Below are 13,092 nucleotides of genomic sequence, written 5' to 3'. Positions count from 1 at the left end.
GCCGATTTACAGGTAGCCTGCATTCGTCAACTTGACAACGCCCATCGTGAACCTCGAACGCAGCCATACCTTCTCCTTTAGCCCCGACGGCGAACATTTCCTGCTCGACGGCCTGCCGTTCCAGATTCGCAGCGGCGAGATGCATCCAGCCCGCATCCCGCGCGAGTACTGGCGACACCGGATCCGCATGGCAAGGGCGATGGGGATGAACTGCATCGCGTTGTACATCATGTGGAATTACCACGAGACGCATAGAGGCGTGTTCGACTTCCGCAGCGGGAATCGCGATATCGAGGCCTTCATCCGCCTGTGCCAAGCCGAGCAGATGTGGGTGCTGTTGCGCCCCGGGCCTTACGTGTGCGCGGAGTGGGATCTGGGCGGCCTCCCTTCCTGGCTGTTGCGCGATCCGGACATCCAGTTGCGGACCGACTCGGCCACCGATCCTCGCTACATGGCGGCGGTGGCTCGCTATATCGACGAACTGGTTCCGCGTATCAAGCCATTGATGAGCGAGCACGGCGGACCGATCCTGATGATCCAGATCGAGAACGAATTCGGTTCGTATGCGAGCAATCCGGCTTACCTCGAAGAGCTCAGGCAGCTTTGGCTAGCAGGAGGCATAACCGGGCCGTTCTACACCGAAGACGGTCTCCCGCAACTCGAACGCAATCGCACCACGGTAACGGGCGGCGCGATCGCGCTGAGCAACGGCGACGCAGCGCAGATCGCAACCGTGCGCCGCGAATTCCCCTCGGTGCCCGCGATGGCAGGCGAGGTGTACCCAGGGTGGCTCACGCATTGGGGCGAAGCGGGGTTCGCGGGCGTGGACTACGACCTCTCCAGTACCTTGGCCACGTTCATGCGGGCGCGACTGTCGTTCAACCTGTATGTCATTCACGGCGGCACGAGCTTTGGCTTTTTTGCCGGCGCGAACGTGGACGCTTCAGGCAACTATCAGCCCGACATCACGAGCTACGACTACTGCGCGCCGATCAGCGAGCAAGGCATGGCGACGCCGAAGTACATCAAGTATCGAGACCTGATCGCCAGCTATCTGCCCGAACCCTTGCCAGCCATACCCGAGGTCATCGCCACGCTTGACTGCGCCGGCGCTGAGGCCTTGATGCCGACGCTCTACGCCTCGATCTGGGACAACCTGCCCGCGGCACTGCCACGCGAGCATGGCGTCGAGCCGCAGTCGTTTGAACGCTACGGTCAGGCGTTTGGCTTCGTGCTGTATCGCAAGTCTTTGCCGGAGCACGCGCGCGGTGTGCTGGATATCAGCGCCGTTCACGACTACGCAACGGTTTTCCTTGGTGAACGGTACGCGGGCGGCGTATCGAGAGCGCAACTGCCGCAGGAGTACGCGCAGTCGCTCCACATGATGCATCGCGCGCCGCTTGCCCTGCCTTCGGCGCGGCACAACCACGGGTCGAACCCGGACGGCCAGGTAGCGCTGGAGATACTCGTCGAGGCCATGGGGCGCGTCAACTTCGGACCCGCGATCGTTGACCGTAAAGGTCTGCTCGAGCCGGTCACGATGAAACACGTCGACGGCTCGCTCGCGTTGCTCGAGGAATGGGACATCTACCTGCTGCCGATGGATGAAACGTTTATCGCCAACCTCAACGAAGACTGCACGAACCCACGGAAACCCGGTCTCTTTTATAAGGCGAGCGTGCTCCTGACTGAAGTCGGCGACACCTGGCTCGACATGAGCAACTGGACCAAGGGTATCGTCTGGGTCAATGGCCACAATCTCGGACGCTACTGGAACATCGGCCCGCAAAGGCGCCTGTATTGTCCCGCGCCGTGGCTCGTGCAAGGTAACAACGAGGTGCTGGTCTTCGACCTCCATCAGATCGAGGCAAAGCCGATTCAACTGGCCGACAGGTCGTGCTAGCGCCTACGTATCGTCCCCCCTTCACCGCTTCGCGGCGGCAACCGGCAGCAGTTCGAGCGTAAGCACTTCGAACGGCGCCAGTTGCACTGCTTGCGACAGATCAGCGTCCAGTTGAGCAGGAATACCGGAATCCCCCGCACGTCCAAGGCTGCGCGATTCGAATCGTGCCACCGCGTTATCCGGCAGTTCCAGTTGGCGCCGCAGCTCGAGTGTGAAGCGTTGCGTGCGACTGTGAGGATTGCGCAGCGTCACGATCGCCTTGTGCGGCGCCCACGCTGCCCAACCGTAGGCCGCCTGTTCGTCCGGCGCTCCGCCGATCCAATGACTGTCGCGAAGTATGTCGCCGTTTTCTCGCGCCCATCGGGCGGCGCGCGCAAGCACATCCCAGTCGTGCTCGCCCAGCAGCGCCGGCGTAATGTAGAGCTCCTGCAATTGCGTGCCGGTCCCGAAGTACGACCACACTTCGTTGGAGAATGCGTCGCCCGCCGACGCATTGAGGCGTGGATTGCACTGCGCGTAGAGGATGCCGTGCAGCATCAGCGAATTGAGTGGAAAGAGCGGACTGCGCTCCACGACGTTGTGATACGTCTGCGTGTCGCGGTATGTGATCCAGCGCTCGCGGTTCGTGCCGCTGCCCGCCAGGCCATCGTCGCTGCCGCCGCGCCAGATGGAGTCGACGTGGCGCAGCCAGAACGGCGACGGATGCGTACCTGTGGTGAGATTAATGAAAATTTCGGGCTTGGCCGCGCGGATGTCCTCGATCAGTTGAATCGCCGCGTCCCAATCGCTGTCGAACAGGCTGCCGGGGAACACCCTGTCGGCATTGCCTGTGCCGTCGAACTTGAAATGGTTGACGCCGCCCTTGTCGAGCAAGTCCATCACGACTTCATGAAAGCGCCGGTAATACGTCGGCCCCGATAATGCGAGACCGTTGTCGATGACCTCATAACCAGCGGCACGTCCTCGCGTCACGCGTTCCTGTTTCGGCGCACCGTAGCCGCCCCACGGGGAAAGCCATATGCCGGGAGCGGCGCCGAATCGCGCGGCGGCGTCGCGCAGCGGAACGAAGCCATGTGGAAATGCCTTGCTGAAATGCCAGCCGCCGCCAAGGTCGTCCCAGCCATCGTCGAACAGAAGCGAATCGATCTGCACCCCGCGCGCTGTGTGCAACTCGTGGCCGATTGTTGCGATGCGCTCGAGCGCCTGCTCCTGCGTGTACGGCGTGAGGTAGCCGATGTCGCCCCAACTGTTGTAGTGCAGAAACGGGCGATACGGGCGAGCCCGTTCCCGCTCCAGATAGATGCCGAAGTCGCGCCGAACCTGGCCGTCGCTGGCTACACCTGCCACAGCGGAGTAGACCAGCGTCCTGTTTTTCTCCAGCGGCAACGCGCGATGCAGCATGAAGCTGAGGCTGTCGCCCTTCACCTGACTTGTCGCCAGCGGGTGCTCGAAGCCCAGATAGAAATTGCCCGCAATGACCGGCGTGCCCTTGCGCTCACTACTGGCCCTGGCGCCTGGAGCGCGCGTCTTCAGCAATGAGACGGCAGCGATCGCTTCGTCCTGAAGCAGCGCGGTAATCGCCAGCTGGACGCGCAGATATCGTGACCCTTCGCGCTGCTCCACGCTCCATTGCACCTTTAGGTGTCCATGTGTATCTACCAGGGAGACGCTCGCGCGTCGCCCTGCGATTCGTTCGCCCAAGCGGGACGCATGCGGGTTGGGTTCGAGCGCAGCGTCGCTCACGGGCGCAACGACCCTCAGCTCGGCCAGGCCGATGGTGGTTCCGTCAGCGAGCGTGAGCGTGAACGGCGCGACGACGCGCAACGTGCGTTTGCGCTCGCAGTCGATCAGTGAGAAACCGGCGAGACGTTTGTCCTCGTTCGTCCAGCGCAATGCAATCGCGTCGTTGCCGAACGAGGAGATGTGGCCCGTCGTCTGGAGCACGGGCATGCCAGTTTGCGTAGGCGAAGCATGGTTGGCGCGCATGGAGAAACCTGTCTCGGGCCAGAGGAAGAGATTTTCGCCGCCCCCCGCGAATGGCGTCAGATAACGAACTGCGCCGTGGTGGAAGGCTGAACGAGCGTCCAAGGAAGACGTTGGATTACGAAACGCCGGCTGAACGGTTCCATCGAACTATTGCATCGACCGGTTGAATCCGCCGTGCGTCGCAACGTACTGTCCCCATGAGGGCGAGCCTCAGACAGGATTCGAGGCGGGCCGTCCTTCCAGCACGGCGGCGATATTGTCCAGCGCCGTAAAGCCCATCTGGTCGCGGGTCTCGATCGTTGCGCTGGCCATATGGGGCGTCAGGAACACGTTGTCGAGCTCAGCAAACCGCTTGTCGACGTTGGGCTCGTTCCGGTACACATCCAGAGCCGCGCTGAACAGATGACCCGACGTCAGGGCGTCATAAAGCGCATCTTCGTCCACCAGGCCGCCACGCGCCGCGTTAACGAAAATCGCGCCTGCGGGAAGGAGTCCAAACTCTCTTTTCGTCATGAGCGGGACGCTTCCACCCGGCACGTGCAGCGTGAGGACCTGGCAGTGCGGCAGCATTTCGTCGAGAGTGGCATAGAAGGTCGCGCCATTTTCCAGCGACGGGGCCGCACGGTGCATGTCCGTGTAGATCACGCGCATGCCGAATCCCTGCGCACGCTTAGCGACCGCCCGTCCAATACGCCCAAATCCGACGATGCCGAGCGTCTTGCCATTCACTCGCATACCCAGCATCTCGGTCATGCCGAACGATTTGCCCCATCCGTTGCGCATGATCCGTTCGTATTCTGACGCGCGACGGCACGCAGCCAGCAAGAGCAGCATGGAAAAATCGGCTGTGCACTCGGTCAACGCATCGGGCGCGTTCGTCACGACGATTCCCCTGTCACGGGCCGCCGCTACGTCCATGTGATCGAAGCCCGCGCTCGCGTTCGCAATAATCTTGACCGTCGAAGGCAGCGCGGCAATGTGTTCCGCTTGCAGGCCGGATTTTTTCCCGATGAGTACGGCCGGCACGTCGTGCTTCTTGCAGAAGTCGACGACAGACCACGAGTTCATATCGGACTCGGTCACGAAGGCATGGAATTCGGCCGCAGCGCGATTCGCCACGGCGGTGGGAACCGTTCGCGCAATCAACAGGCTGGTGCGTTTATCTTCCGACATGGTTTTTCCTTTGGTAGGCAGACGTCGAGAGGCTACGAAATCGCTGGCCGGGCCGTCAATGTTGATTGGATGAATCAACTCCTCGGTGATGACACGCCCCTATTGTTCGCGGCGCCTGCGCGTTGCGATTTGTTTCCGTCTTGTCCCTCTTCAATCTTGCTTGCGGCCACACGCGCATCAGGAAAACCCTGATGCGATCCCCATCCGGAAGGCCCGCGGATGTTGATTCAATGAATCAAGATTGCTCAACCCCTGATGCGAATGCAACTCTGTTTCCCATGTCCAATTGACTTGACGAGAGGAAAGGAAATGTCTGCATCGAAGAAGTTCGCAGCCGTGACGGGCGCCGGCTCCGGCATCGGCCGAACCGCCGCCGTCGCACTTGCTAACGCAGGATTCGCCGTCGCGCTGATCGGGCGCAGAGCCGAGCCGCTGCTGGAAACAAAGGAAGCAATCGGCAGGGCGGGGGGAGAAGCGGATGTATTCCAGGCCGACGTTGGCGACGCAGCATCGGTCGAGCACGCGTTTTCGGGAATTGCCGAGGCATTCGGTCGGCTCGACGTGCTGTTCAACAACGCGGGGCGTAATGCTGGGGCTGTCCCTCTGGAAGACTACGAAGTCGACTTCTGGAACGACGTCGTGGCCACCAATCTGACCGGCGTTTTCCTCTGCGCTCGCGCCGCTTATCGTTTGATGAAGGAACAGTCCCCGCAAGGCGGACGAATCATCAACAACGGATCGATCTCCGCCCACTCGCCAAGGCCGCACGCCATTGCCTATACGGCAACAAAACATGCTGTGACTGGCATCACCAGATCGATCGCGCTGGACGGACGCGCATTCAACATCGCCTGCAGCCAGATCGACATCGGCAACGCCGCCACATCGCTCACTGAACGGATGAACCACGGCGTACTGCAAGCGGACGGACGCCTGGCACCCGAAGCAAGAATGGATGTGACGCACGTGGCAAATGCAGTCGTGCACATGGCCAGTCTTCCGCTCGAGGCCAATGTTCTCAACATGACCATCATGGCGACCGCCATGCCGTTCGTCGGCCGCGGATAAATCGCCCTTAAGCCAACTAAAAAAACAACAGGCTAATGTTACGGAGACACCGATGAAAATCGCAGAGGAACAAACATTGCCGGTGGGAACCCCGGCTTACGCGGATACCACGAATCGCTCCAGAGTCCGCTACGTCGTGCTCTCGATGTTGCTCATGGCCACCATTCTGAATTACGTGGACCGGTCGGCGCTGGGCATCGTTGCGCCGGGCCTCTCGAAGGGGCTGGCGCTCAACAAGATGCAGATGGGCGAGCTGTTTGCGGCATTTGGTCTTGCCTATTCCATTGCGCTGGTGCCCGGCGGGGTACTGACCGACATTCTCGGCTCACGCCTCGCCTATGCGCTGTCTCTGGTCGGTTGGTCATTCGCCACGCTGACGCAGGGTTTCGCGACCGGCTATCAGATGCTGCTCGGGTCGCGGCTCGCCATCGGCGCACTGGAGGCGCCGGCCTTCCCTTCAAACGCACGCGCCGTGACCTTGTGGTTTCCCGCCCGGGAACGCGGCTTCGCGACCAGCGTCTATGTAATGGGGCAATACATCGGGACGCCCTTGTTCACCGGAGTGTTGCTGTGGATCTTCGCCGCGTACGGTTGGCGGACGGTTTTTTATGTGACCGGTGGCTTCGGCATTCTGTTCAGTCTGCTCTGGTACCGGGTTTACCGCGATCCGCATCAGCACCCGCGCGTGAATGCCACCGAGCTGCAATACATCAATGAAGGTGCCGCGGCGACGCGCAAGCCCCGCGAGAAGTTCGACTGGCGCATGGCGCTCAAGCTGCTCAGCTACCGCCAGGTTCTCGCCATCTGTCTCGGAAAGTTCTGTAACAACACGCTGCTGGTCTTCTTCACCACGTGGTTCATGACCTATCTGATCGAAGCGCGTCACATGTCGATGATCAAGGTTGGGATCTTCCAGGCACTGCCTTTTATCGGCGCCACGGTCGGCATTCTCGCGGCCGGCTCCCTTTCGGACTTTTTTATCCGGCGCGGAGTGGCGCTTTCGACAGCGCGCAAGGCTCCGCTCATCATCGGCACGATGCTCGGCGCGTCTATCGTGCTTGTCAATTTCGTCGAGTCGAACGAGCTGGTGATCGTCATCCTGACGATCGCGTTCTTCGCGCAGGGCGTCGGGTCGATGTCGTGGGCCGCCGTTTCCGAAATCGCGCCTCGACAGTACGTGGGACTGACCAGCAGCATCACGAGCCTCGCGGCCAACATCGCGGCCGTCACCACGCCGCTCATGATCGGCTACATCACCCAGCACACCGGCCACTTCTACTGGGCCCTCAACCTGATGGGCGCGATCTGCCTGCTCGGAACGTTTTCGTATTCCGTGCTGCTGGGCAAGCTTTCCCGCATCGAACTGTGATGCTTTCAACTATACGGTGAAATCGGATGATTGAATTCAAGTGGGATCATCTGCAACTGTGCTCGGCGGACGCCGAAGCCACTGCGGCATGGTTTGCGCGCTGCCTGAACGCCGAGATCGTGCGTCGTCCTGGGCGAGTGGATTTGCGCATCGGCAGCATCAACCTTTTCATCACCTCGCTGGCGAGCGTCCAAGCCGGCCACCCTCGCTGCGAGCGGCAGCAGGGCATAGATCATTTCGGCGTGGTCGTGGACGATATCGACGCGGCGTTCGTGCATCTGTTGCTCTGCGACGCGGAAATCGTCGAACCGATCAAGCAGGTTCGCCCCGGCGTCAGAGCCTGCTTCGTGCGCTCGCCCGGTGACGTTCTCGTTGAGGTACTGGAGCGGCGACCCGCCGAGATGACTTTTACCTGAAAAAACGTCAATATTGGCGCTGGATCGGTCGTGCTCGAGTGCAAGGCGCGATCTGCGTCGTCACTCCCCCGTTGCCCCGTTGCGCTGCATCACCTTGCTTGCCATCCCATGCGAAACTGGATCACTCTGACTGAAGCGGCTCGACAACTCGGAGTGCAGGCGCAGACTGTCTATGCGTATGTAAGTCGAGGTACCATCGCCGTCATGCCGGATCCGCTCGACCCACGCAAGAGCCTCTATCGCGCGGAGGACGTCGCCGGTCTGTGCCGAAAAAAGCAGGTGGGACGCAAGCGCGAAGCGCTCGCCGCCGGGACCATATTCGGTGCGGAACCCTGCATTTACAGCAGCATTACCACCTTCTCAAAAGGCCGGCCCTACTACCGGGGGCGGGATAGCATCCGGCTTTCGGACGCGGCGACGCTTGAAGACGTGGCGGCCATTCTCTGGAACGCGCGCGCCCCCGTTTCCTTCGAAAGCGGCGAGTTGCCGCTACAGGGCGACGAGCGCGGCAGGCAATGCGCGTTCACATCGCTGGCAGCGCTCGCGGCCTGTGGACACTCGACCCTCGGACGCACGGACGGCGCACTGCATGTCGAGGCCGGCCGGCTCGTGGCGCTCATCGCACAAGCGTTTGGTGCGCGACGCGGCGCGAATGCACAAATGACGCATGAGCGGCTCGCGCTTGGTTGGGGCCAGGACCGCGAGGGCGCCGAACTTATCCGCCGTGCCTTAGTCCTCGTGGCCGACCATGAGATTACGAGTTCTGCGTTCGCCGCCAGGATTACCGCCTCCACCGGCGCGTCGCTGCCCGGATGCCTGCTCACGGGACTCGCGACTTTCTCCGGCCCACTGCATGGCGACGCGTCAGGCCGCGTGCGGGCCGTGTTCGACGACGTCGGAAGACTCGGTGCGCAGCACGTGGTTGCCCATCACTTGCAGTCGGCCATTCCAATCCCCGGGTTTGGACATCATCTGTATCCGGACGGCGATCCGAGGGCGGCCGCAGTGCTCGAAGTGCTGAATCCGCCTCAAGAGATCATGTCGTTCATCAACAAGGTGGTTGAGCTGACCGGGCTCAAGCCAAATATCGACGTTGCGCTTGCGGCCCTGACGGCTCAGCTGGCGTTGCCGCGCGATGCGTCGTTCGCGTTGTTCGCAACAGCCCGGAGCGTGGGTTTGCTCGCGCACTGCATTGAGCAACTCCGGGTGAGCAAGGTCATACGGCCACGAGGCCGCTATACCGGGCCGGCGCTGGAAGACGCCGCCCCCGAGTCGCCTGCGCAAGGCAGCGAGAATACGCTCGATCCAGCCACGCTCGACAAGAATCGCTTATTCAGGCCGGTTGGGCGCTGAGAGACGCGTCACCTGGATCTTTGCCGAAACAAAAAACCTCGACGCCGATCGGCTCTTGCCGAGAGGGCCGGCTTGTTCCAGTGGACGTAAGCGTTTTGAGCGAAGCGGCGTCGGTAGCTTCGCAGACGTTGCCACCATGCTGATGGCGATGGATGGGGCATGCGACGCCAGACCATGGCCGGATTGCGGACGGAAGGTCTGGAGTCTGGGCGGGAGCCGACATTCCAGGGGTTGCATCAAAGTGCGTCCGAGCGGCCGCTCTTGGGCCGACTTCTGCCTGACGGCGGTCGGCGGCTCGCGACCCGGATCTGCCCTTCGCCCCAATGCGGACTCGGCGGCGGCTTTCAAAGTAGAACGGCCGCCTGGTGGTGCATCCGCGCTGCAGGCGCTTGCCGCCCATACGCAGTCGTTTTCGCCAGGGAGAACCGAGAACCCTAGCGTCCATTTGGGTAGCCCGTCACAACGCAGTACGTGCGATACTTCTCTTCCATCGCCATGCTATGCCACCAGGATCTCGAACTTTGTTATACATCCGTAAGTATTCGTATTTTTCCGTGTCGCGATGAGTGATTCTCGTAAGCGGGGGAGGTTCTTGGGGCAATTAGGCTATGTCTTGATTGTAGTGCTGCTGCGCGTCTTCGCAGTCCTTCCCTATACGCTCGTCGCAAGGTTCGGCAGCGCGCTTGGGGCAATGTTATATGCACTTCCAAGCTCCCGAAAACATATCGCTCTCGTCAATCTGCGTCTCTGTTTTCCGGGCAAGAGCGAGTGCGAGTACGACGACCTTGCCAGAAACCATTTTCGCCACGTCGTTCGAAGCTATCTCGAACGAGGGATTCAATGGTTTGGCAGCGCGCAAAGGATACGGAAGCTGGTCCACATCGAAAGTCGAATCGATCTGGAAGACAGGAATGCTCCACCGACCATCTTTCTGGGCTTCCATTTCGTGAGCATCGAGGTCGGCTGCATACTCTACTCAACGCGCCTGCCCGCCGCCTCACTGTATACACACATGTCGAACGCGCGCCTTTGCAGTCTAGCCAAGCGGCAACGCGGCAGATTTGGCGCCGAGATGATTGAACGTTCGACAAGCGCCAGAAAGATCGTCGGCTTACTTCGTTCAGGCAAACCAGTCATGCTGGCTGCTGACATGGATCACGGCATACACAACTCCGTTTTTGTGCCGTTTTTTGGCGTCCCCGCGTGCACACTCACTTCGGTTTCGCGCCTTGCTCGACTGGCCCATGCGCGGGTTGTACCATTCGTGACTGAAGTATTACCCGATTACCGCGGGTATAAGCTGACCATCTTCGAGCCGCTCAGCGACTTTCCTTCAGAAAGTGAGACGATCGACGCGCGCCGAATGAATGAATTTCTTGAAACGCAGATCAATCGGTGCCCAGAGCAATATTACTGGGTGCATCGACGCTTCAAGAATCGTCCACCGGGCGTGCCAGGTGTGTACTGAGTACACCGTCCGTAAGGCATGCGACCGTTCCTGGTTGTGTGCTTCCGTGAGGTAACGCAATGAGCTCGACTGACAGGCATAGGTCCGCTATCTGAGTGGACCGGACGTTTGAGTGTCTGTCCGAATGCTCGAGCGTATGGCCGTTCGTGGCCGGATGGCGACCGTCTCAGTTCGCCCCACTCCGGGCCAAACTCCAGCCGCGAAATGAAACTACCTTCCGCAGCGAGACGACGCGCACATGCTCCCAGATACGAGCGGCCGCGGCCCCGCACCTGCATCAAATGCGCTCGCCAACACGAGTAGGACACCGCGGGGAACCCTGTCCGCTTACGCGCCGGCACCCGTCTCGTCGAAGAATGAGGTTTTGTCCGTCCCGTTCGCTTTGGCGCGATACATCGCGCTATCGGCCTGGCGCATCAGGGCGTGTACATCAAGACGTTCGTCCGCGCTATTGGTACCGAGCATGCGCACGCCAATGCTGGCCGATACGGCGACGGGATGACCGCCGATCTCTCGAAGCCCATGAAGGATGTCGTGGATACCGTCGGCAATCGCGCGCGCGCCGGCGTCGTCATGCACGTGGCGGGCGAGCACCGCGAACTCGTCGCCTCCCAGGCGGGCAACCGTATCGCCGCGGCGAATGCGTGTCTGCAGACCGTTGGCGAAGCACTGCAACAGTTCATCACCCACCGCATGCCCATAAGCGTCATTGACGTACTTGAAGCCGTCGAGATCGATGAACAGCAAGACAGACTGTCCTTTATCGTCGTCTCGCGCCGCAGTCGCTTTGGCGATCGCCTGCTCGAGGCGAGTGCGGTTGCTGAGTCCTGTCAGAGGGTCCGTCGCAGCCTGCCGTTCGAGCCGATGCACGAGGGCCATCAAGTACACGGAAGTCGCCGCGATGCTGAGCATGATGCCCAATCCCACCGCGAGGTTTTCTCTCCACCACGGCTCGACGCGCATCAAAATCACGACGCCTGCAAGCGCAACTGCACATGAAAGTAGCAACGGCCGCTTGCCGTGGCGGCAACCGGCACCCACAAGGAACCAGAACACGACCCAGAGCAAGGGCAGCGCCACGCGCCCGCCGAGCGCCAAGGCAGTCATGACAAGCGCCTGGTCTGCAATGGTGGTGACCGTCAATCGAAGGCGCGGCCGAACTGTCGCGGCGGTCGCGGCTACGTATGTCGCCACGCCGAATACAACGTATGCGAAAACCACGCCCAGAGTGTCATACGCGGCGGCCGTGCGTTGGAGCGCGGCGACGGCGATATAGCCGATCAACACGACCGTGCCCAGGCATATCCGGAGGAGCGCCTGCTCCTTCTCAGGTTGTCCGCGAAAGACACCTGGAAACGTTTGCTCATGCCAACGCTGCGCGCCCGGCCGCTCCATGCCGTGTACCCCGTCAATATTGTCTTTTGCAGAGCGGGCATTCTATCGCTTTTGCCGGCGACCAATGCTTCTTGCCGCTCTCTCCGTCCGCTTCCGAGGGTTGAACGGCCATTCCTGCCGCCGCGGCGACCGACACACATCCACGCTTGAAGCGGTACCAGCAAGCACCGGGTGCATGCCCAAATACCGGTTGGTCTTTTGAAACGCGCTGCTGCCATTAGGCTGTGTTGTGCGGTATGGCGGCTTTCGCGCCTTGCCTGGTCGCAACAATCTGCGTTCCGCGACGACGACTTTCCACGAACCACGTTTCGGGAGGGATCATGTCGCGTCATTCATCCAGACTGGCGATCCAGTCGCCCCCAACCCCGCGCAATGGGCTGTCCTTTTCGCTGCGTATGCCGGCGCGGCACTCATCGCGCCTCGGTCGCGGCCTTCCGCGTGGAACCGTGTTCTGCGCCCGCTGACGCTTGCACTATGGGTGCCGCTCGCGCTCGCCGCGTGGTGCGTGCCGATGGCCCACGCGGCCGGACCACTGCCGCAGGGCGGCGCCTTCGTCCGGGGCCAGGGCGCGATGACGAGCGGCACCACTTCGCTAACGATCGACCAGTCCTCGTCCCGCGGCGTGATCGACTGGCACAGCTTCTCGATCGGCAACGGCAACACCGTCGCCTTCAACAACGGGTCGGGCGCGACGCTGAACCCTGCGCCGACACTTTTTATCTGGATCGTGCGGACCGCCATCACCTACATCGACTGCATTTCGCTGGCGCCTGGGGCCTGGGACCTGGGGCCTCAATCAGCATCAGGTCGAAATCGGCTCACTTAATCCTGGCCCGCTTGCAAGTGTCGAGCGGGTGCATGCGAGCAGCTCGCCCTTGCAGTTCGAGCCGGATCGATTCTTTGGGAGACGGTGCGGAAGCAGGAGGGATATCGTCCCTTGATATCAACTCCATATGGTCTA

The 13,092-nt window shown here is 61.3% G+C and carries 10 protein-coding genes; 7 read left to right on the top strand and 3 right to left on the bottom strand.

The genetic code is table 11. The features are described from left to right. Nucleotides 1-31: 31 nt before the first annotated feature. Entirely contained in the window at nt 32-1,903 is a 1,872-nt protein-coding gene (locus OKW39_RS33465) for a beta-galactosidase (RefSeq protein ID WP_429564582.1), read from the top strand. 21 nt (nt 1,904-1,924) lie between these two features. Here OKW39_RS33465 and OKW39_RS33460 read toward each other — a convergent pair whose 3' ends face one another. Further along, on the bottom strand, nt 1,925-3,889 hold the full coding sequence (locus OKW39_RS33460; protein WP_429564581.1) for an enterotoxin: 1,965 nt from the start codon (nt 3,887-3,889) through the stop codon (nt 1,925-1,927). A 210-nt stretch (nt 3,890-4,099) separates the two neighbouring features. Next, nucleotides 4,100-5,062: a 2-hydroxyacid dehydrogenase gene (locus OKW39_RS33455; protein WP_090807443.1), complete on the bottom strand. Its 963-nt coding sequence runs from the start codon at nt 5,060-5,062 to the stop codon at nt 4,100-4,102. A 309-nt stretch (nt 5,063-5,371) separates the two neighbouring features. Between OKW39_RS33455 and OKW39_RS33450 the strand changes: the two genes are divergently transcribed. The 5 genes from OKW39_RS33450 to OKW39_RS33430 all read left to right on the top strand — a co-directional run bounded on the left by OKW39_RS33450 (nt 5,372) and on the right by OKW39_RS33430 (nt 10,736). Then, nucleotides 5,372-6,130, top strand: coding sequence for an SDR family oxidoreductase (locus OKW39_RS33450; RefSeq protein WP_429564580.1), 759 nt, complete (start codon nt 5,372-5,374; stop codon nt 6,128-6,130). 52 nt (nt 6,131-6,182) lie between these two features. Further along, nucleotides 6,183-7,499 (top strand): MFS transporter, encoded by a 1,317-nt coding sequence (locus OKW39_RS33445; protein WP_429564579.1) that lies wholly within the window; start codon nt 6,183-6,185, stop codon nt 7,497-7,499. Nucleotides 7,500-7,525: 26 nt separating this feature from the next. Then, nucleotides 7,526-7,915, top strand: a complete 390-nt coding sequence (locus OKW39_RS33440) for a VOC family protein (RefSeq protein WP_429564578.1) — start codon at nt 7,526-7,528, stop codon at nt 7,913-7,915. 108 nt (nt 7,916-8,023) lie between these two features. Continuing rightward, nucleotides 8,024-9,268 (top strand): citrate/2-methylcitrate synthase, encoded by a 1,245-nt coding sequence (locus OKW39_RS33435; RefSeq protein ID WP_429564577.1) that lies wholly within the window; start codon nt 8,024-8,026, stop codon nt 9,266-9,268. Between the two features lie 562 nt (nt 9,269-9,830). Further along, the gene (locus tag OKW39_RS33430; RefSeq protein ID WP_429564576.1) at nt 9,831-10,736 is read left to right on the top strand and encodes a lipid A biosynthesis lauroyl acyltransferase; all 906 of its coding nucleotides are present in this window, start codon (nt 9,831-9,833) and stop codon (nt 10,734-10,736) included. Between the two features lie 327 nt (nt 10,737-11,063). On the opposite strand, the gene OKW39_RS33425 is transcribed toward OKW39_RS33430, so the two are convergent. After that, nucleotides 11,064-12,131, bottom strand: coding sequence for a diguanylate cyclase domain-containing protein (locus OKW39_RS33425; RefSeq protein WP_429564575.1), 1,068 nt, complete (start codon nt 12,129-12,131; stop codon nt 11,064-11,066). Nucleotides 12,132-12,384: 253 nt separating this feature from the next. Between OKW39_RS33425 and OKW39_RS33420 the strand changes: the two genes are divergently transcribed. Next, nucleotides 12,385-12,957, top strand: coding sequence for a hypothetical protein (locus OKW39_RS33420; protein ID WP_429564574.1), 573 nt, complete (start codon nt 12,385-12,387; stop codon nt 12,955-12,957). Nucleotides 12,958-13,092: the final 135 nt, after the last annotated feature.

It is taken from the genome of Paraburkholderia sp. MM6662-R1, assembly GCF_050436245.1.
Taxonomy (GTDB): domain Bacteria; phylum Pseudomonadota; class Gammaproteobacteria; order Burkholderiales; family Burkholderiaceae; genus Paraburkholderia; species Paraburkholderia tuberum.
Note: the sequence above shows the minus strand (reverse complement) of the source record. Positions and strands in the feature narration are given on the sequence as shown.